Origin of the sequence: Pseudomonas sp. B34(2017) (genome assembly GCF_002112915.1) — a bacterium.
Classification (GTDB): domain Bacteria; phylum Pseudomonadota; class Gammaproteobacteria; order Pseudomonadales; family Pseudomonadaceae; genus Aquipseudomonas; species Aquipseudomonas pharyngis.
In genome coordinates, this window is sequence record NZ_NEJA01000003.1 from 222,729 (window position 1) to 241,418 (window position 18,690).

General features: G+C 60.0%; 18 protein-coding genes. 8 read left to right on the forward strand and 10 right to left on the reverse strand.

The features are described 5' to 3' along the window. Positions 1–106: 106 nt before the first annotated feature. The 3 genes from CAF80_RS10615 to CAF80_RS10625 form a co-directional block, all read right to left on the reverse strand. Positions 107–1,207 carry a polyamine ABC transporter substrate-binding protein gene (locus CAF80_RS10615; protein WP_085667331.1) on the reverse strand — a complete coding sequence of 367 codons (1,101 nt, stop codon included), beginning with the start codon at positions 1,205–1,207 and terminating at the stop codon, positions 107–109. Continuing rightward, the gene (locus CAF80_RS10620) at positions 1,204–2,229 is read right to left on the reverse strand and encodes a histone deacetylase family protein (RefSeq protein ID WP_039765085.1); all 1,026 of its coding nucleotides are present in this window, start codon (positions 2,227–2,229) and stop codon (positions 1,204–1,206) included. The genes CAF80_RS10615 and CAF80_RS10620 overlap by 4 nt, the downstream gene beginning before the upstream one ends. A 132-nt stretch (positions 2,230–2,361) precedes the next feature. Next, the gene (locus tag CAF80_RS10625; RefSeq protein ID WP_085667332.1) at positions 2,362–3,360 is read right to left on the reverse strand and encodes an AraC family transcriptional regulator; all 999 of its coding nucleotides are present in this window, start codon (positions 3,358–3,360) and stop codon (positions 2,362–2,364) included. Positions 3,361–3,752: 392 nt separating this feature from the next. Between CAF80_RS10625 and CAF80_RS10630 the strand changes: the two genes are divergently transcribed. Next, on the forward strand, positions 3,753–4,163 hold the full coding sequence (locus CAF80_RS10630; RefSeq protein ID WP_085667333.1) for a hypothetical protein: 411 nt from the start codon (positions 3,753–3,755) through the stop codon (positions 4,161–4,163). Between the two features lie 163 nt (positions 4,164–4,326). Here CAF80_RS10630 and CAF80_RS10635 read toward each other — a convergent pair whose 3' ends face one another. The 3 genes from CAF80_RS10635 to aspA form a co-directional block, all read right to left on the reverse strand. Further along, positions 4,327–5,331, reverse strand: coding sequence for an asparaginase (locus tag CAF80_RS10635; RefSeq protein ID WP_085667334.1), 1,005 nt, complete (start codon positions 5,329–5,331; stop codon positions 4,327–4,329). 99 nt (positions 5,332–5,430) lie between these two features. Then, positions 5,431–6,876 (reverse strand): sodium:alanine symporter family protein, encoded by a 1,446-nt coding sequence (locus CAF80_RS10640; protein ID WP_039765093.1) that lies wholly within the window; start codon positions 6,874–6,876, stop codon positions 5,431–5,433. A gap of 441 nt (positions 6,877–7,317) precedes the next feature. Further along, positions 7,318–8,742, reverse strand: coding sequence for an aspartate ammonia-lyase (gene aspA, locus CAF80_RS10645; RefSeq protein WP_039765095.1), 1,425 nt, complete (start codon positions 8,740–8,742; stop codon positions 7,318–7,320). 180 nt (positions 8,743–8,922) lie between these two features. Between aspA and CAF80_RS10650 the strand changes: the two genes are divergently transcribed. The 5 genes from CAF80_RS10650 (at position 8,923) to CAF80_RS10670 (ending at position 12,639) form a co-directional block, all read left to right on the forward strand. Next, positions 8,923–9,840, forward strand: coding sequence for a LysR substrate-binding domain-containing protein (locus CAF80_RS10650; protein WP_085667335.1), 918 nt, complete (start codon positions 8,923–8,925; stop codon positions 9,838–9,840). A 216-nt stretch (positions 9,841–10,056) separates the two neighbouring features. Next, complete coding sequence (gene purE / locus CAF80_RS10655; RefSeq protein ID WP_007954291.1) at positions 10,057–10,548, forward strand: 5-(carboxyamino)imidazole ribonucleotide mutase; 492 nt, start codon at positions 10,057–10,059, stop codon at positions 10,546–10,548. A 10-nt stretch (positions 10,549–10,558) separates the two neighbouring features. Next, the gene (locus CAF80_RS10660; RefSeq protein ID WP_011336621.1) at positions 10,559–11,641 is read left to right on the forward strand and encodes a 5-(carboxyamino)imidazole ribonucleotide synthase; all 1,083 of its coding nucleotides are present in this window, start codon (positions 10,559–10,561) and stop codon (positions 11,639–11,641) included. A 112-nt stretch (positions 11,642–11,753) separates the two neighbouring features. Then, a complete protein-coding gene (locus tag CAF80_RS10665; RefSeq protein ID WP_003229635.1) occupies positions 11,754–11,999 on the forward strand; it encodes a GlsB/YeaQ/YmgE family stress response membrane protein in 246 nt (81 codons plus the stop codon). Positions 12,000–12,102: 103 nt separating this feature from the next. Beyond that, on the forward strand, positions 12,103–12,639 hold the full coding sequence (locus tag CAF80_RS10670) for a DUF3299 domain-containing protein (protein ID WP_039765102.1): 537 nt from the start codon (positions 12,103–12,105) through the stop codon (positions 12,637–12,639). Positions 12,640–12,686: 47 nt separating this feature from the next. Here CAF80_RS10670 and CAF80_RS10675 read toward each other — a convergent pair whose 3' ends face one another. Next, positions 12,687–13,586, reverse strand: coding sequence for a D-hexose-6-phosphate mutarotase (locus tag CAF80_RS10675; protein WP_074689919.1), 900 nt, complete (start codon positions 13,584–13,586; stop codon positions 12,687–12,689). Positions 13,587–13,643: 57 nt separating this feature from the next. Beyond that, positions 13,644–14,048, reverse strand: a complete 405-nt coding sequence (locus tag CAF80_RS10680; RefSeq protein ID WP_003229628.1) for an acyl-CoA thioesterase — start codon at positions 14,046–14,048, stop codon at positions 13,644–13,646. A 377-nt stretch (positions 14,049–14,425) separates the two neighbouring features. On the opposite strand from CAF80_RS10680, the gene CAF80_RS10685 reads away from it, so the two are divergent. Further along, a complete protein-coding gene (locus CAF80_RS10685) occupies positions 14,426–15,724 on the forward strand; it encodes an MFS transporter (protein ID WP_085667336.1) in 1,299 nt (432 codons plus the stop codon). 14 nt (positions 15,725–15,738) lie between these two features. On the opposite strand, the gene CAF80_RS10690 is transcribed toward CAF80_RS10685, so the two are convergent. Both CAF80_RS10690 and CAF80_RS10695 read right to left on the reverse strand, forming a co-directional pair. Beyond that, positions 15,739–16,230 carry a nucleotide-binding protein gene (locus tag CAF80_RS10690; RefSeq protein ID WP_039765106.1) on the reverse strand — a complete coding sequence of 164 codons (492 nt, stop codon included), beginning with the start codon at positions 16,228–16,230 and terminating at the stop codon, positions 15,739–15,741. Then, positions 16,227–17,285 (reverse strand): helix-turn-helix domain-containing protein, encoded by a 1,059-nt coding sequence (locus tag CAF80_RS10695; RefSeq protein WP_085667337.1) that lies wholly within the window; start codon positions 17,283–17,285, stop codon positions 16,227–16,229. Before CAF80_RS10695 ends, CAF80_RS10690 begins: the two co-directional genes overlap by 4 nt. A gap of 187 nt (positions 17,286–17,472) precedes the next feature. Here CAF80_RS10695 and CAF80_RS10700 point away from each other — a divergent pair, with 187 nt between their 5' ends. Continuing rightward, complete coding sequence (locus CAF80_RS10700; RefSeq protein ID WP_039765110.1) at positions 17,473–18,474, forward strand: phosphate ABC transporter substrate-binding protein PstS; 1,002 nt, start codon at positions 17,473–17,475, stop codon at positions 18,472–18,474. The last annotated feature ends 216 nt before the right edge of the window (positions 18,475–18,690 follow it).

An 18,690-nucleotide genomic window follows, 5' to 3' on the forward strand; every position in this document is an offset into this window, starting at 1 on the left:
TGGGAAAAATCCGGACACTAGAACCTCGGTCGCGACGCAGTGGGGTACATAAATCTTGCAGGCAAAAAAAGACCCGCGAAGGCGGGTCTGTTCAGGTTGTCAGGTTTCAGGTGCCGGACTTGATTTTGGTCCACGCCCGCGTGCGTGCCCGTTCCGCATCGCGCGGCAACGGTTGCAGGGTGTAGAGCGTATTCATCGCCGCATCGGTCGGGTACAGATTCGGATTGTTGCGAATTGCCGGATCGACCTGCGCGGTAGCGTCCTTGTTCGGGTTCGGATAGCCGACAAAATCGCTGACCGGCGCAATCACCTGCGGTTGCAGCAGGTAGTTGATGAAGGTGTAGGCGTCCTGGGGATTCTTCGCGCCTTTCGGGATCGCGAGCATGTCGAACCAGATCGGCGCCCCTTCCTTCGGCAGGCGCATGTCGACCACCACGCCGTTCTTCGCTTCCCTGGCGCGGTTGGCGGCTTGCGAGAAGCTGCCTGAATAACCGACCGCGACGCAGATGTCACCGTTGGCGATATCGGCCATGTACTTGGACGAATGGAAGTAGGTCACATATGGACGGATCTTCATCAGCAGCGCTTCAGCCTTGGCGTAGTCCGCCGGGTTCTTGCTATTGGGATCCAGGCCAAGGTGTTGCAGGGCCAGCGGCAGGATCTCCGAAGGCGAATCGAGCAGGGCCACGCCGCACTGCTTGAGCTTGCTGATGTTCTCTTCCTTGAAAATCAGGTCCCAGCTGTCCACTGGCGCGCTGTCACCCAGCGCTGCCTTGACCTTGGCCGGGTTGAAGCCGATCAGGATGGTGCCGTACATGTACGGCACGGCGAACTGGTTGCCCGGGTCGTTGGCCTCGATCAGCTTCATCAGTTTCGGGTCGAGGTGGTTCCAGTTCGGCAACTGGCTGCGATCCAGCGGTTGGAACACCCCGGCCTCGATTTGCTTGGCGAGGAACACGTTGGACGGGACCACCACGTCATAGCCGGAGTTGCCGGTCAGCAGTTTGGCTTCCAGTGCTTCGTTGGTGTCGAAGATGTCGTAGACCAGTCTGGTCTGGCTGTTCTGCGCCTTGAAATCCTCCAGTGCCTTTGGGGTGATGTAATCGAACCAGTTGTAGACGCGCAGGGTGCGTTCTTCAGCGTGTGCGGCGCTGCTCAGCAGCGCTGCACACAACGCTGGCGCGATGAAGTGCTTGAGTCTGCTCATTGTTCGAAACCTTCGAGCACGTTCACCGCGTTGATGCCGATTTCTTCCACCGCGTAGCCACCTTCCATGACGAACAGGGTCGGTTTGCCGAGGGCCGCGATGCGCTTGCCCATCGCCAGGTAATCCGGGCTGTCGAGCTTGAACTGGGAGATCGGGTCGTCCTTGAAGGTGTCGACGCCCAGCGACACGACGATGATGTCGGCGCCGTAGTTGTCGATCTGCTGGCAGGCCTGATCCAGTGCCGCACTCCAGACATCCCAGCCAGAACCGGCCGGCAGTGGATAGTTGAAGTTGAAGCCTTCACCGGCGCCTTCGCCGCGTTCATCCTCGTAGCCGAGGAAGAACGGGAATTCCGCTTCCGGGTGGCCGTGGATCGAGGTGAACAGCACGTCGCTGCGCTCGTAGAAAATCGACTGGGTGCCGTTGCCGTGGTGGTAGTCGACGTCGAGGATCGCGACTTTCTTGTGGCCCTGATCGAGGAACGCCTGCGCAGCGATGGCGGCGTTGTTGAGGTAGCAATAACCGCCCATCAAATCGCCGGCGGCGTGGTGTCCCGGTGGACGGCACAGGGCGAAGGCCCCCCGCGCGCCGCGCTGGATTTCCGCTTGTGCGGTCAGCGCCACTTGCGCCGCGCTGTACGCCGCTTGCCAGGTGCCGGCGGTGATCGGTGCGCCGCCGTCGAAGCTGTAATAGCCGAGCTGGCCGTGCAGGCTGGTCGGTTTGACCTGACGCAGGGTCCGCGCCGGCCAGGTGTAAGGCAGCAAGTCGCCGTCGGTGTTGAATTCGGTCCAGCGCGCCCAGGCACCTTTGAAGAAGTCGAGGTAGTCGCGGCTGTGGATGCGCTCGATCGGCCCGAGGCCGAAATCCTTCGGCGCCTCGACCGGGCCGAGGTTTTGGTTTTTCACCCGCTGCAGCACGTGGTCGGCGCGCGACGGCATCTCGAAGCAAGGCTTGAGCTGCCCGTCGATCAATTCGCAGCGGCCATGGTGCAGGTGGTGATCGTCAGAGTAGATCGTCAGCATTTGTTGTTCTCCGCAGGGGCTGATTCGGTTGGCTCCAGTGTTGCGGCGCGGAGCGAATCGGAGAACGGCCAGAGAGGCCAAAAGGGGATCGATGTGGCCAAAAATACTGACCTGATATCGCCCCTCGACGGTTTAACCGTGTGGTCGGAACTGACTCGGCGCCACGCCGCTCCAGCGCACGAAGGCATGGCGGAAGCTCGCGGTCTCGCTGAAGCCCAGGGTTTCGGCGATGCGGTAGATCGGCAACTGATCCTCGCAAAGCATCTGCTTGGCCCGCTCGAAACGCAGTTCGTCGAGCAGCTCCTGGTAGCTGCAACCCATGTCCTTCAGATGCCGGCGCAAGGTACGCGGCGAGCAGTTCATCTGCTGCGCCAAACCTTCCAGCCCCGGTGCGGCGTTGAGCTGAGCGCTGAGCAACTGGCGGATTCGCCCCAGCCACGCCTGACGGCCGGTGAACTCGGTGTTCTGCTTGCGGCAGCGTTCGGCCATGGCCTGGTGGGTGATGATGTCGGCCAGCGGCAGCGGCTGGTCGAGCCAGCGTCGGTCGAAGGCGAAGGCGTTGTCCTTGGCGCCGAAATGCACGGGCGCCTTGAAGTGCTCGGCGTAGCTGTCGCGGTAATCCGGCGCGGTGTGTTCAAAGCGGGTGGCCAGCAATGGCAGCGGATGGCCGAGCAGGTCGTCGCAGATGACTTTCAGTGACACCAGACAGAACTCGGCATTGAACACCGCCATCGCCGGGCTCTCGCGGTAATCGGCGGCGACAAACCAGACGCGCTCGCCGTCGTCTTCCAGGCTCAGCTCGTAAAGTGTTCCCAGCAGCGCCGGATACCGGATCGCCAGCCGCAAAGCGTCACCGAAGGTGGCACAGGTCAGCAGCGCGTAACCGAGGATGCCGTAGCAGGAAACGTGCATGCGCCGGCCCAGTTCCAGACCGATGTCATGCTTGAGCGCGACTGCATTGGCGCAGACCTGCATCTCCTGGTTGGTGGTGATGCGAGTGTCGGCCCGGCTCAGATCCGCCGCGCTGATGCCGCTGCCGGCCAGCAGCGCTTCGCTGGACAGGCCCTGATCCCTGAAGGTGTTGAGCACCAGGGAGACAGCGTTGAGGGTGGTGAGGTGGGAGTGGAGCATGGGGCAATCCGGGCTGAAAAGAACTGTATTAGTGCAAGTTGCGTGCCGGGCAATTTGGGTTTGGCGAGAGCGCCGGATGATAGTTGGTTTAAGTTTTTTACGTGGAGTTTTAATATTTCGTAAATGTTCACAGCGGAAATATTCTGAGTTGTTGGATTAAAAATATAAAGTCAGAGCTGGGGGCTTCAATTTACATGCTTGATTGTGAGCTAACCACTGTCAGAAATTACAGGTCGGATCTATAAATACGACCGCTTGTCGGTTAATTTAAATTCTCGAATTCTATTTGACATGAATTTTTTTGACTTCTATTGTGAAAGTTGTCGCCCCGCCCGAAGTCAGCAGTTGGAATGCGACCATTTTTGATTCGCTGGAAAGCAAAGGAGATTGAAATGAGCAAGAAAGCAGACTTTGACGACATCATTGCCGATAAATTTAAAGGTTTGAAAATGGGTCCGGCCGAGGGGAGTATGAAGGTAAGGATTAATGGTCTGGAAAAAGTATTTAGTACGACTAAGGGTTCCAACTATGAGAGCAGCATGATTATCATTTACAAGTATGAAGACATAAAGATCAATATTTTCTGCATTAAGGAATATGGTGTAGAAATACCCTTTGATATCTGGAGTGACACCGTTCTGCAATTTGTAACGCCTGAAGGTATTCAGTATCCAAGTGAAGGCGGTGTGACCCTATATGAGGGTACAGAACCTAATTCATATCATGGGGTTTTTCATGCGAAAATTGCGGAGGGATCGACAAGCCTGGATAAAGGGGTTTTTGATGTAGTATTCCCTCAATGAGTAGTATGGAAAGGTGGGTACTTTTGGAGTGTGATCAGAAGGGTAACTCCAAACTCACGCTAGGAGGATTTGCATTTACGTAAGATTGATTGTTTTAAAACCTTCCTGCAGAAGTTCTGCAGGAAGGTCAATTGATGTTAAAAAATTGTATTTACAGCCCTGATCAGATGAGTTCGCCGCACAGATCGAGTTCGACCAGTCGCCGCACTTCAGCTGTCTCAAGACTCGCACCAAGCAATCCGTTCAACTTGCCGAACGCTGCCTCGCGAGTCATCCCGCCACCAGACAACACGCCAACACCACGCAAGCGGCTGCCCGCTTCGTAGACATCCAGCTCCACGCCGCCTTCATGGCACTGCGTAACCGCAACTACGACCACGCCGTTGTCCCGCGCCCGGCCGAGGCTGGCGAGGAATTGCGGGTTATCGCTCGGCCCGGTGCCGCTGCCGTAGCATTCCAGCACCAGACCCTGAATGCCGCTGTCGAGCAGGCCGTCGATGATCTCGGCGCCAATGCCTGGGAACAGCGGCAACACCGCAACCTTGGCCAGTTGCTTCGGTTGGTTGTAGTTCAGCGCGGCCGGCAAGGAAGTGGCTTTCACGCCGCCGCCCTGACGCTCCAGGCGTTTGAACGGATGACGGCCGAAGCTGCGCACTTTCGCGCAGCGGGTCGGGGCCAGCAGTTCGCCGTGGAAATACAGATGCACGCCCGGCGCCAGGCCGTGGCCGAGGGCGACCAGTGCGCCGCTGAGGTTTTCCCAGGCGTCGCTGTCGGTGACGCCGGCCGGCAGCATCGAACCGGTGAAGCACACGCGGGCATGCAGGCCGAGCAATTGGAAGCTCATGGCGGCGGCGCTGTAGGCCAGGGTGTCGGTGCCGTGCAGGATCAGTACGCTGTCGCAGCCTTGCACATCGACGGCGTCGACCACCGCTTCTCGCAGTTGCTGCCAGTAGGCCGGGTTCATGTTGGCGCTGTCGATCAGCGGCGACATCTCGCGAAAGCGCCACTGCGGCACCACCAGCTCAGGCTGGCTGTGCAGGTAATCGCGCATCCGCGCTTCGAAACCGGACGCCGGGGCCAGGCCATTGGCGCTGGCCTGCATGCCGATGGTGCCACCGGTGTACAGCACCATGACGTGCTGGGCGGCAGGGTAGGTCGAGGAATTCATGGGGAGTTCTCCTGAACGAGGACAGCATGCGGTCGAGCATGACGCCGACCGCTGCTTGTGTCACGCCGGGCGCAAGAACTGCGCCCGGTTTTTACCCGATCAGCGTTGCGCTGCGGGGATGCCTTGCGGCTGAGCGTTGGCCTGAGTGTCGGCCGTCGGATTGGCGGGCCAGGCCTTCAGGTCCAGATCCAGGTCGCTGAACTTGCTGGAGTCGAACACCGGCTGGTCGACGCCTGCGCGGCGCTGCGCATCGTAGTCGCGCATCACGCGCATGCCGACCTTGAACAGCAGGGCCAGGGCCATCAGGTTGACGAAGGCCAGGCAGGTCATGGTGATGTCGGCGAAGGCGAACACGGTCGACAGGTCCTGCATCGAACCCCAGACCACCAGCGCCAGCACCAGACCGCGGAAGGTCATCAGCGCAGCGCGGTTGCGGGTGAGGAACTGCAGGCTGTTTTCGCCCAGGTAGTAGTTGTAGAGGATGCACGTGAAGACGAACAGCGACAGTGCGACGCTGACGAACATGCGGCCCCAGTCACCGACCACGGCGGCCAGCGAGTTCTGGGTCAGGACGATGCCGTCACCTTCGAAGCCTGGGGTGTAGAAGCCCGACAACAGAATCAGCAGCGCGGTGCAGGTGCAGATCACGAAGGTGTCGAGGAACACGCTGAACGCCTGAACCACGCCCTGAGCACCCGGGTGCTTCACGGCGGCCACGGCGGCGACGTTCGGCGCACTGCCCAGGCCCGCTTCGTTGGCGAACACGCCACGCTTCACGCCCATGACAATCGCGCTGCCGAGCAGGCCGCCGAAGGCCGGGTCGAGACCGAAGGCGCTTTTGAAGATGGTCACCAGCATGGCTGGCACGTGTTCGATCTGGGTGCCGATCACGTACAGGGTCACACCGATGTAGGCCAGGGTCTTGATCGGCACCAGCAGGTCGGACACCGAAGCAATACGCTTGATGCCACCGATGAAGGTAATGGCCAGCAGCACCGCCAGGACGATGCCGGTGTGTTGCGGGTCGAAGGCAAAAGCGTTCTGCAGCGAGTGGGTCACGGTGTAGGACTGCAGGCCGATGAAGGCGAAGCCGTAAGTGACCAGCAGCAGGATCGAGAACACCACCGCCATGCCTTTGAGCTTCAGGCCGTGCTGGATGTAGTAAGCCGGGCCGCCACGGTACAAACCGTCGCCATCGGCGCGCTTGTAGACCTGGGCCAGCGTACATTCGAAGAAGCTGCTGGACATGCCGACCAGCGCGGTCACCCACATCCAGAACACTGCACCCGGACCACCGAGGGTCACGGCGATGCCGACACCGGCGATGTTGCCTGCACCGACGCGGCCGGCGAGGCTGAGCATCAGGGCCTGGAACGAGCTGAGTTGCCCGGCGCTGCCTTTGAGGCTGTCGCGGAACACCGCGAACATGTGGAAGAAGTGGCGCAATTGAACGAAACGCGAGCGAATCGTGAAGTAGCTACCGAGCCCGACAATGAGCACGATCAGTACTTTCCCTGAGAGGAAGTCGTTGATGACTTCGAGCATGGATTTTTCCTCGCTGTTTATTGTTTAAGCAAATGCTGGATGGTCAGAAACATCGCGTTACACCGGTGTGCGCGCGGCACAACGGGCGAGGCGAGGGTTCGTCCCGGATCCATATCGCGGGTTTGTTATTAGTTCGGGTTTCGCATGGGTTATGGCCTCGTTACCGACGACCGCTCACGCGAAGAGGGGCGGCACTATACCGATCAGTGCGGCGCCCGTCTGCACGGTTGTGGTGCAAGCGACGAAACGAAGCTTTGAAACACCCGACGTTACCGGCGTCGGGCTTGTCTGGGAGCCGGTTTGCAGCCAGCTTCCATACATACGGTTCTCAGGTTCAAACAGTTAAAAAAAAGGGCTCGGGGAATCATCCCCAAGCCCTCAAAAGGTGAGAGGTGTCTAGTCCCTCGACCTGGTGAGCGGTGCTACAAGTCACGCGTCGGCTCAGGCTTTGAGCGGAACCAGACGCGGAGCAATCATGTTTTCCGGGCGCAGGATGTCGGCGAGCATGGCTTCGTCGAGCAGACCTTCTTCGCGCACCAGTTCCAGCACGCCGCGGCCGCTTTCAAGGGCGATACGGGCGATGCGGGTGGCGTTTTTGTAGCCGATGTACGGGTTCAGTGCAGTGACCAGACCGATCGAGTGTTCGACCAGTTCGCGGCAGCGCGCTTCGTTGGCGGTGATGCCGACGATGCAGTGCTCGCGCAGCATGTCCATGGCGCGTTGCAGCAGGCGGATCGAGTCGAGGATCTTGAAGGCGATCAGCGGCTCCATTACGTTCAGTTGCAGTTGGCCGCCCTCGGCTGCCATGGTCAGCGCCAGATCGTTACCGATGACCTGGAACGCCACCTGGTTCACGGCTTCCGGAATCACCGGGTTGACCTTGCCTGGCATGATCGAGCTGCCTGGCTGACGCGCCGGCAGGTTGATTTCGTTGATGCCGGTGCGCGGGCCGCTGGACAGCAGGCGCAGGTCGTTGCAGATTTTCGACAGCTTGACCGCGGTGCGCTTGAGCATGCCGGAGAACAGCACGAAGGCGCCCATGTCGGAAGTGGCTTCGATCAGGTCGGCGGCTGGAACCAGCGGTTGACCGCTGATCAGCGCCAGACGCTGTACGGCCAGGGCCTGGTAGCGCGGGTCGGCGTTGATGCCGGTGCCGATCGCGGTGCCGCCCAGGTTCACTTCGGTCAGCAGTTCCGGGGCCAGCGTCTTCAGACGGGCCAGGTCTTCGCCCATGGTGGTGGCGAAAGCACGGAATTCCTGACCCAGGGTCATCGGCACGGCGTCTTGCAGCTGGGTACGACCCATCTTCAGGACGTGGTTGAATTCTTCACCCTTGGCCGCGAACGCCTGAATCAGGCTGTCGAGGCTGGCCAGCAGTGCGTCGTGACCCAGCAGCAGACCCAGGCGGATCGCGGTCGGGTAGGCGTCGTTGGTCGACTGCGCCATGTTCACGTCGTCGTTCGGGTGCAGGTACTGGTATTCGCCTTTCTGGTGACCCATCGCTTCAAGAGCAATGTTGGCGATCACTTCGTTGGCGTTCATGTTGGTGGAGGTACCGGCGCCACCTTGAATCATGTCGACCACGAACTCTTCGTGGAAATCGCCGCGGATCAGACGGGCACAGGCTTCGCTGATGGCAGCGTGCTTGGCTTCGCTCAGGTGACCCAGCTCGCGGTTGGCGTCAGCAGCGGCCTGTTTGACCATTGCCAGACCGACAACCAGCTTCGGGTAGTGCGAAATCGGAACGCCCGAGAGACGGAAGTTGTTCACCGCTCGCAGGGTCTGGATGCCGTAATACGCTTGAGCAGGGACTTCGAGGGTGCCAAGCAGGTCGTTTTCTGTGCGGAATGATGCAGCGGAGGACATGATAGAAATCATCTCGATAGGGACCCGGTCTGTGCCGGAACGCTGCGAATGCTAGGCTTGTGGGAATTTTTGGGCCAATGCTGTTAAACACTGCCCTATGCACATTCGGCATAATGCCCGTGTGACGCCGCGTGCACGGCAGACGTGTGACCTGTTTTGGTGCGTGTCCGGGAGGACGTGATGAATCTGGAAAGCAAATGGCTCGAGGACTTCAGTGCTCTGGCCGCCACCCGCAGCTTCTCGCAGGCGGCCGAACGGCGCTTCGTGACCCAGCCGGCCTTCAGCCGGCGGATCCGCAGCCTGGAAGCGGCGCTCGGGCTGACGCTGGTCAACCGCTCGCGCACGCCGATCGAGCTGACGGCGGCGGGGCAATTGTTCCTGGTAACCGCGCGCACCGTGGTCGAACAGCTCGGTGAAGTGTTGCGCCATTTGCATCACCTCGAAGGTGGGCAAGGCGAAGTGATCCAAGTCGCAGCGGCGCATTCGTTGGCGCTCGGATTCTTCCCGCGCTGGATCGCTCAACTGCGCAACGAAGGCCTGAACATCGCCACCCGGCTGGTCGCGACCAACGTCGGCGACGCGGTGCACGCGCTGCGTGAAGGTGGCTGCGATCTGATGCTGGCGTTCTACGACCCGGACGCGGCGATGCAGATGGACCCGGAAATCTTCCCGTCGCTGCACCTTGGCCAGACCGAAATGCTGCCGGTGTGTGCGGCGGATGCCAATGGCAAACCGCTGTTCGATCTGGAAGGCGAGGGCAGTGTGCCGTTGCTGGCGTACAGCGCCGGGGCGTTTCTCGGGCGCTCGGTGAATGGCTTGCTGCGCCAGCGTCAGCTGCGCTTCACCACGATTTATGAAACCGCCATGGCCGACAGCCTGAAAAGCATGGCGCTGGAAGGCCTTGGTATCGCCTGGGTTCCGCAACTGAGCGTGCGGGCCGAACTGGCCCGGGGCGAACTGGTGGTCTGCGGCGGTGCGCAATGGCATGTGCCGCTGGAGATTCGCCTGTACCGCTGCGCGCTGGTGCGCAAGGCCAATGTGCGGTTGTTGTGGCGCAAGCTGGAAGGCGGGGCGGCGCAAGGTCCGGCCGGTGCGTGAAACATGTCCCGGTCACTGACCTTCGAGTCAATAAAACCGGGCTTTTGCGGCAGATGACAGATGGTCGCAACGGGGGCTGTTTATTGCTTTCTTTGCGGTATACTGCGCGGCCTTCGGCCGGTTCGTCCGGCCATTTTTCCTACAACAAGCCACGCATCCTGCGTGGCTTGTTGTTTTTGACGCGCCTGCGGGCGCCCAGAGAGAAGAGGCGCGACGATGAGTGCACTGGTTGGCGTGATCATGGGCTCCAAGTCCGATTGGTCCACCCTTAGCCACACCGCCGATATGCTGGAAAAGCTCGGCATCCCGTACGAGGTCAAGGTGGTTTCTGCCCACCGCACCCCGGATCTGCTGTTCCAGTACGCCGAAGAGGCTGAAGGCCGAGGAATCGAGGTGATTATCGCCGGTGCCGGTGGCGCAGCCCACCTGCCAGGCATGTGTGCGGCCAAGACCCACCTGCCGGTGCTGGGCGTGCCGGTGCAGTCGGCGATGCTTTCGGGCGTCGACTCGCTGCTGTCGATCGTGCAGATGCCGGCCGGCATTCCGGTCGCCACCCTGGCCATCGGCAAGGCCGGCGCGATCAATGCCGCGCTGTTGTCGGCGAGCATCCTGGGCGCCAAGCATCCACAATTCCACGCGGTACTGAAAACCTTCCGTGCCGAGCAGACAGACAGCGTCCTGGACAATCCAGACCCACGTATTGCCTGAGGTTGTTGAGATGAAGATCGGTGTAATCGGTGGCGGCCAGTTGGGTCGCATGTTGGCCCTGGCGGGTACTCCGCTGGGCATGAACTTCGCTTTCCTCGACCCTGCGCCGGACGCTTGCGCCGCTGCGCTGGGCGAACACCTGCGGGCCGATTACGGCGATCAGGATCACCTGCGTCAACTGGCCGATGAAGTCGATCTGGTGACCTTCGAGTTCGAAAGCGTCCCGGCGGAAACCGTAGCTTTCCTTTCGCAATTCGTGCCGGTCTACCCGAGCGCTGAAGCCCTGCGCATCGCCCGCGACCGCTGGTTCGAAAAGAGCATGTTCAAGGACCTGGGGATTCCGACCCCGGCGTTCGCCGACATCCAGTCGCAAGCCGACCTGGACGCCGCCGTTGCGTCGATCGGCCTGCCGGCCGTGTTGAAAACCCGCACCCTGGGTTACGACGGCAAGGGCCAGAAAGTCCTGCGCAAGCCGGAAGACGTGGTCGGTACGTTCGCCGAACTGGGCAGCGTGCCTTGCCTGCTGGAAGGCTTCGTGCCATTCACCGGTGAAGTGTCGCTGATCGCCGTGCGCGCCCGCGATGGCGAGACGAAATTCTATCCACTGGTGCACAACACCCACGACAGCGGCATTCTCAAGCTGTCGGTCGCCAGCTCCGATCACCCGCTGCAGGCCCTGGCCGAAGACTATTCCAGCCGCGTACTCAAGCAGCTGGATTATGTCGGTGTGATGGCGTTCGAGTTCTTTGAAGTCGACGGTGGCCTCAAGGCCAACGAAATCGCCCCGCGCGTGCACAACTCCGGGCACTGGACCACCGAAGGCGCCGAGTGCAGCCAGTTCGAAAACCACCTGCGGGCCGTTGCCGGTCTGCCGCTGGGCTCGACCGCCAAGGTCGGCGAGAGCGCGATGCTCAACTTCATCGGTGTGGTGCCACCGGTCGAGAAGGTCATCGCCATCGACGATTGCCACCTGCATCACTACGGCAAGGCCTTCAAGGCCGGGCGCAAGGTCGGTCACGCCAACCTGCGCTGCAAGGACAAGGCGACCCTCGAGCAGCAGATCCTCAAGGTCGAAGCGCTGATCGCCGAGTAACGACAGTTTCATCCGGCAACGGCGGAACCATTGCGGGGCCGCCGTTCTCTGATGGCAGGATGCGAAAGTCTGGCTAGGCTTCATCGCATATCTACCATTCAGAGGAAATGCCATGGGAATTATCGGAACCATCTTTATCGGCCTCATCGTCGGCCTGCTGGCGCGGTTCCTGAAACCGGGCGATGACAGCATGGGCTGGATCATGACCATCCTGCTCGGTATCGGCGGTTCGCTGGCAGCCACCTACGGCGGCCAGGCCCTGGGCATCTATCAGGCCGGTCAGGGCGCAGGTTTCATCGGTGCGCTGGTTGGCGCCATCGTATTGCTGGTGATCTACGGCCTGATCAAAAAGAACTGATTCAAAGCGACAAAGTCCTCTCCGCCAATCCGGCGGGGAGGGCTAAAATGCTCGGCGATTCAGCGTCCCCTCCCTTTTCGAGCATCCTTTACCGAGCACCTTCATGCGCCGTCTTCTGTTGACTCTCCTTTTGCTGGGCAGCGGTATGGCCCACGCCGGCGAACTGCCGGAAACCGACTGGCTGGAACTGATGCCCAAGTCGGACCAGAAAGCCCTCGAGGCCATGCCTGAAATCGACCACAACTCCCCGGAAGCCACCGGCACCTTCACCCAGAAAGGCGGGATGAAGCAGGCCAAAGGTTTGCCGGCGGTGATGTATTCGACCAAGACCGTGGCGTCGATGAATGACAAACACATCCGCATCGGCGGTTATCCGGTGCCGCTGGAATCCGACGCCAAGGGTCGCAGCACGCTGTTCTTCCTGGTGCCGTACCCGGGCGCGTGCATCCATGTTCCGCCACCGCCACCGAATCAACTGGTGCTGGTGCGCTATCCGAAGGGTTTGAAGCTGGACGATATCTACACGCCGTTATGGGTGACCGGCACGCTGAAGATCGAAAAGGTCAGCAATGACCTGGCCGATGCGGCGTATGCGCTGGAAGCGGACAAGGTGCGGGTGGTGCAGGAATCGGATCTGTAATTCAGACCCGCAAAAAAAACGCAGCCTCAGGGCTGCGATTTTTGTTTTCAGAGTGGCTCGCTGCCAATACTGACACCCATTGTGTGACCGGCATCCGGCGCCAGAGTCATCACATCACTCATCACGTTCGCCGTCTCGATGCACAGCATGCGCTGCCAGCCGTCGTTATCCATGTCGCTGAGCGCGGCGGCGCGGTCTATCCACGGGTTCCAGATCACCGCCGTGCGTGAACCGGTAGCGGTCAGCACGATGCGCCGTTCCCAGGCCGGGTCGACGATGCTCAGTTGCGACGGAGCGTCGAGATAGATGCGGTCGATTTCCCCGGCAAAACGCAGGTCGCCTTGCTGGGTGTGAGTCTTCCAGTCGTCCAGGGTCTCGATGTAATCCAGGCCATCCACGCCTTCGACGCGCACGTTGCGCACATCGCTGACCGCGAAATAGCTGTGCAGCGCCTGGCTGATGCTGACGGTGTCGGCGCCACGGTTGTGGCTGGTCAGGCTGATGTGCAACTGATCGTCGAGGCGCAGGGTCAGGGTCAGGTCGACCTGATGCGACCAGCCCGGAAAACCGCCTTCGGGGTAGGGCAGGGTGAACTCCACCTTCAGGCTTTCACCTTCGGTTTCGATGCCGCCTAGTTCCCAATCCATCGCCCGGACAAACCCGTGGGCGGCGGCCGGTTCCTCGCTGACGCGCATCGCCTGCACGCTCTGCGGGTTGCGTTCGAACTTGCCGAACCACGGCCAGCACACCGGCACACCGGCGCGGATGCTCTGGCCGGTCTTGAACACGGCCTTGTCGTTCAGCCAGATGATCGGCGGCTGGCCGTCCACCTGATAACTGAGGATGTGCGCGCCTTGCTGGGCCACCAGCACTTCGGCCTGACCGTGGCGGATGCGCCAGCAGTTCAGTTCATCCAGTTTCACGGCTTCAACGTTGGGCGTGTTCATGGGACAACTCTCGATCAGCAACTTGGACGACTATCGACCGTGAAACGGTCGCGAGGTTTAACGTGCGCGTGGCGGAACCGAGCGGGTGCGACCGCTGCCATCGATGGCAACGAACACGAACACCGCTTCAGTCACTTTACGCCACTCGCTGGACAGCGGGTCGTCGCTCCACACCTCGACCATCATCTGGATCGAGCTGCGGCCGATTTCCAGGGTCTGGGTATAAAAGGACAATTGCGCGCCGACAGCCACCGGCACCAGAAACGCCATGCGGTCGATGGCGACGGTCGCGACACGGCCACCGGCAACACGGCTGGCCATGGCCGTGCCGGCCAGGTCCATCTGTGCGACCAGCCAACCGCCGAAAATATCGCCGAAGCCGTTGGTTTCGCGGGGAAGTGCGGTGATTTGCAGGGCCAGGTCGCCTTGCGGGATCGGATCTTCTTGTTCGAGCTCTATCATGCCGGGGGTGCCTCTGACCCGTGACTCTTCGTTGGTGCTGCTGGTGGTAGCCGTCTTCGGGAAAAACGATTCAGCACCGAACATACTACGTTCGTCACGTTTTCCATCAGGCGCCTAAGGAGAAACTCTGCGAAACCGGCTAATCCCGAGCAAAGGCCGGGCCAACGACGTTTTCGCACAGCAACCCCCTACAAACCGGAGCAAGGTTGCGAGTATATCGGTCGGTAGACTCCGCGACGACCGTCCGGTTCTGATTTCGACTGGCAAATACGCACCTCTATGTGCTTTTTCGAACAATTTGCTATGGTGCCGAACCTGCCCGAGCCACAGCCAGCGTTGTTGTGGCGGCAGATCCGACTATAAGAGAAGACCTTGCCATGACCACAGCGCCCTCGAGCCTCGCGCAGCCCGACCAACCCGCACGACCGTTGACCCGCAATGACTACAAGACTCTGTCGCTATCGGCCCTGGGGGGCGCGCTGGAGTTTTACGATTTCATCATCTTCGTGTTCTTCGCCACCGTGGTCGGCAAATTGTTCTTCCCGGCCGACATGCCCGAGTGGCTGCGCCTGATGCAGACCTTCGGCATCTTCGCCGCCGGCTACCTCGCGCGGCCGCTGGGCGGGATCGTCATGGCGCACTTCGGCGACCTGCTGGGGCGCAAGAAGATGTTCACCCTGAGCATTTTCATGATGGCGGTGCCGACCCTGATCATGGGCCTGTTGCCGACCTACGCGCAGATCGGCCTGTGGGCGCCGATCCTGCTGCTGTTGATGCGCGTGATTCAGGGCGCGGCGATTGGCGGTGAGGTGCCGGGGGCGTGGGTCTTCGTTTCCGAACACGTACCCGGCAAGCACATCGGCTACGCCTGCGGCACCCTGACCAGCGGCCTGACGGCAGGCATCCTGCTGGGATCGCTGGTCGCCACCGCGATCAACAGCCTCTATACGCCAACGGAAGTTTCGAATTACGCCTGGCGGATCCCGTTCCTGCTCGGCGGTGTGTTCGGCCTGTTCTCGGTTTACCTGCGTCGCTGGCTGCACGAGACCCCGGTGTTCGCCGAACTGCAACTGCGCAAGGCCCTGGCCGAAGAAGTGCCGCTGCGCGCCGTACTGCGTGACCATCGCGGAGCCATCGCGGTGTCGATGCTGCTGACCTGGCTGCTGTCCGCCGGCATCGTCGTGGTGATCCTGATGACCCCGACCGTGCTGCAAACGGTCTATCACTTCTCGCCGACCACCGCGCTGCAATCCAACAGCCTGGCGATCGTGTTCCTGAGCTTTGGCTGCATCATTTCCGGCGCGCTGGCGGATCGCTTTGGTGCCGGTCGCGTGTTTGTGTTCGGCTGCGCGGCTCTGCTTGCCAGCTCCTGGACCTTCTACCACAGCCTCGCCGACCACCCGAACTGGCTGTTCCCGCTGTACGCGTTGACCGGTTTCCTGGTCGGCACCATCGGCGCGGTGCCTTATGTGATGGTGAAGGCTTTCCCGCCGGTGGTGCGCTTCAGCGGTCTGTCCTTCTCTTATAACGTCGCTTACGCGATCTTCGGCGGCCTGACCCCGATGGTCGTCAGCCTGCTGCTGAAAGAAAGCGCGATGGGGCCGGCCTACTATGTGGCGGTGCTGTGCGGGATGGGGATCCTGGTCGGCGCGTGGTTGTGGAAGAAGGGACGCTGATTTAGTTCCAGAACTCAGGGCTTTCGCCAGCGCGAAAGCCTTGTTTCACACTCGCCAATCGGCAGGCGAGCACCGTGTTCGAGCATGTGAGCCAAAGCATTTGCAGCTTCTGTTTCGTCGATGACTTGGTGCTCTACCATTAAATCGAGCAGCCATAGCGCGCCGTGTACCTGTAACCCATCTCTTTGGGCCTGACGGCGCAACCTGCCATCTCCGGTGAGTAAAGGACGGCCCGTTTCCTGCGCAAGCAAGTAGCAGGAGACGTCGGCTAAAGAGCTGTTGTTGTGCTCGATCCTCAGCCCCGACAATCTTATTACACCTGCCTCATCGAACGATTCGACAATCAACCCTCGGTCGAGCAGCTCGTCGTGTGAAAAGTCGTCGAGTTCGTACATTACGAAGTCAGTGCAACACAGCGTAAACGGCAAGCTGAACATCTGCTCCAGCAATCCGGCATTTCTGAAGTCGATCCAGATATTTGTATCACTGATATAGATCAGACTCATGCACTCTCCAGTGAGCCCAAGAAATTGGGGTCAAGTGCGCTCACTGGTTTGCGCAGGAGTTCAGCAGCCCGCGACTTGGTGATCAATCCTTCTGCCAATCCCCAGAACACCAGGGAATCAAAGCGCTGGGGCGGTTTGCACGGCATAGGTTCGGGCTCTGCTTTGCGCCAGCCGTTGGCACTGAATTGAATAGTGAGGGATTTGTAGCCACTTTCGCTAAGTAGCTTCAGATCCTTCAGTCGTCTCAACGCAGCGTGCATCGATATTCCGTATTGGCGTTTGGCGATCAGTAGCTCTCGTGGATGGACTCTGGACCGGGGATGGCTGCCGAAATCGCCGGTTACGCTTTTGGCGGGATAGAGAAATGCGCCGGCAAAACGGTGACAACAGTTTTCTTTGTCTCTCTCCGGCATGTCTCCAGGCAACGCCATAACCCAATGGCCGAGCTCATGAGCAGCCGTAAATCTGACTCGCTCACCTGGACGGTCAGCATTCAAAGCAATTAGTACATGTTCGCCGTCACCGGTAGCAGCACAAGCGCCATCGAAATCATCTGGGCCGTTCAGCATTGCAACCTTGATGCTGTGCTCTTCCAGTTGCTCAGTCAGATTGGCGATGGGATCGCTACCGATTCCCCAAAACTGGCGAAGCTTCTCGGCTGCCAGCTCAGCCTCCTCAAGGGTTGAAACAGGGAGCATCTGTGCGGGGGTAGCAGGGGTCTGGATATCTGCAGGATCGAAACATTGCTCAAGTGAAATGTAGCGCTCGAGATGTTCCCGAATTTTTTCTTCAACTTGAGCTTGGCGATACTTGGGCATTCTGGCCAGCTTTCGAAACTCAAGAGGTGCCAGAGGAATAACCTCCGCGCGGAAAAAATATTCGGGGCTGACCTGAAGTGCCTTGGCCAGTTGCAGCAGGCGAGAAGAGTTTGGAGTGCTCAACCCTTTCTCATATTTGCTTAACGCTTGTTTGGTGATGTCGCCAAGCTGGGCCGCCAGACCCTCTAGGGTGAGGCCTCGTTGCAGGCGGGCGCGGCGAATTCGGTCGTTTATCATGAGTTCCTCTCGTGGTTGACAAGGCTATCTTTTGGATTCGATTTGTCAACCTGCTGCGGAATTCATTTTTTGCGACACCTCGGATGCTGGCCTTTCATCCAATTGTCATATTTCAGCCATAGAGTGTTCACACGGCCTGCTGATACTTGGCCCCGACTTAACACACCCTATCTGCTAGGAGTAAGGCATGAAACTGAAGCGTTTGATGGCGGCAATGACTTTTGTCGCTGCTGGCGTTGCGACTGCCAACGCGGTTGCCGCTGTTGACCCTGCGATCCCGAGCTACACCAAGACCACTGGTGTGTCGGGCAACCTGTCCAGCGTCGGCTCCGATACCCTGGCCAACCTCATGACCCTCTGGGCTGAGAACTACAAAAAAGAATACCCGAACGTAAACATCCAGATTCAGGCCGCTGGCTCCGCCACCGCACCACCTGCGCTGACTGAAGGCACCTCCAACCTGGGCCCGATGAGCCGCAAGATGAAGGACACCGAACTGGCGGCCTTCGAACAGAAATACGGCTACAAGCCAACCGCTATCCCGGTTGCCGTGGACGCCCTGGCTGTCTTCGTACACAAGGACAACCCGATCCAGCACCTGACCATGGAACAGGTTGACGCAATCTTCTCGTCCACCCGTCTGTGCGGCGCCAAAGCCGACGTGAAAACCTGGGGCGACCTGGGCGTGACCGGCGACCTGGCGAACAAGCCGGTTCAGCTGTTTGGCCGTAACTCGGTATCCGGCACCTACGGCTACTTCAAGGAAGAAGCCCTGTGCAAAGGCGACTACAAGCCTAACGTCAACGAACAACCAGGCTCGGCTTCGGTCGTGCAGTCGATCAGCTCCTCGCTGAACGGCATCGGTTACTCGGGCATCGGCTACAAGACCGCCAGCGTGAAAACCGTGGCCCTGGCCAAGAAAGGCAGCTCGGACTTCATCGAAGACACCGAAGAAAACGCCCTGAACGGCAAGTACCCGCTGTCGCGTTTCCTGTACGTATACGTCAACAAGGCCCCGAACAAGCCTCTGGCCCCGCTGGAAGCCGAGTTCGTGAAACTGATTCTGTCGAAACAGGGTCAGGAAGTGGTCGTGAAAGACGGTTACATCCCACTGCCGGCCAAGGTTGCTGCGAAAGCACTGGCTGACCTGGGTCTGCAGGAAGGCGGCGCTGAAGTCGCAAAAAAGTAACAAACTGAGTCAGGGGTGAACCCCGCCTGACTCACGTGTGGGGCCCGGCCCGCAAGCGGCCTGGCCCCCACACTCCCCGAATTCTTCTATCCACTGCCAGTGCCCTGCTGGCGGCGGATTTGGTGCGTCACTGCATTGTCATCTTTCTGTCATACAGGATCGCTAGGGTGTGCGCATGAATGATCTGGCCAATTCCAAAATGACTACGAACCCTCC

Coding starts and splice junctions, on each gene's coding strand:
- CAF80_RS10615 (WP_085667331.1), bottom strand. CDS start 1,207: ATGAGCAGACTCAAGCACTTCATCGCGCCAGCGTTGTGTGCAGCGCTG.
- CAF80_RS10620 (WP_039765085.1), bottom strand. CDS start 2,229: ATGCTGACGATCTACTCTGACGATCACCACCTGCACCATGGCCGCTGC.
- CAF80_RS10625 (WP_085667332.1), bottom strand. CDS start 3,360: ATGCTCCACTCCCACCTCACCACCCTCAACGCTGTCTCCCTGGTGCTC.
- CAF80_RS10630 (WP_085667333.1), top strand. CDS start 3,753: ATGAGCAAGAAAGCAGACTTTGACGACATCATTGCCGATAAATTTAAA.
- CAF80_RS10635 (WP_085667334.1), bottom strand. CDS start 5,331: ATGAATTCCTCGACCTACCCTGCCGCCCAGCACGTCATGGTGCTGTAC.
- CAF80_RS10640 (WP_039765093.1), bottom strand. CDS start 6,876: ATGCTCGAAGTCATCAACGACTTCCTCTCAGGGAAAGTACTGATCGTG.
- aspA (WP_039765095.1), bottom strand. CDS start 8,742: ATGTCCTCCGCTGCATCATTCCGCACAGAAAACGACCTGCTTGGCACC.
- CAF80_RS10650 (WP_085667335.1), top strand. CDS start 8,923: ATGAATCTGGAAAGCAAATGGCTCGAGGACTTCAGTGCTCTGGCCGCC.
- purE (WP_007954291.1), top strand. CDS start 10,057: ATGAGTGCACTGGTTGGCGTGATCATGGGCTCCAAGTCCGATTGGTCC.
- CAF80_RS10660 (WP_011336621.1), top strand. CDS start 10,559: ATGAAGATCGGTGTAATCGGTGGCGGCCAGTTGGGTCGCATGTTGGCC.
- CAF80_RS10665 (WP_003229635.1), top strand. CDS start 11,754: ATGGGAATTATCGGAACCATCTTTATCGGCCTCATCGTCGGCCTGCTG.
- CAF80_RS10670 (WP_039765102.1), top strand. CDS start 12,103: ATGCGCCGTCTTCTGTTGACTCTCCTTTTGCTGGGCAGCGGTATGGCC.
- CAF80_RS10675 (WP_074689919.1), bottom strand. CDS start 13,586: ATGAACACGCCCAACGTTGAAGCCGTGAAACTGGATGAACTGAACTGC.
- CAF80_RS10680 (WP_003229628.1), bottom strand. CDS start 14,048: ATGATAGAGCTCGAACAAGAAGATCCGATCCCGCAAGGCGACCTGGCC.
- CAF80_RS10685 (WP_085667336.1), top strand. CDS start 14,426: ATGACCACAGCGCCCTCGAGCCTCGCGCAGCCCGACCAACCCGCACGA.
- CAF80_RS10690 (WP_039765106.1), bottom strand. CDS start 16,230: ATGAGTCTGATCTATATCAGTGATACAAATATCTGGATCGACTTCAGA.
- CAF80_RS10695 (WP_085667337.1), bottom strand. CDS start 17,285: ATGATAAACGACCGAATTCGCCGCGCCCGCCTGCAACGAGGCCTCACC.
- CAF80_RS10700 (WP_039765110.1), top strand. CDS start 17,473: ATGAAACTGAAGCGTTTGATGGCGGCAATGACTTTTGTCGCTGCTGGC.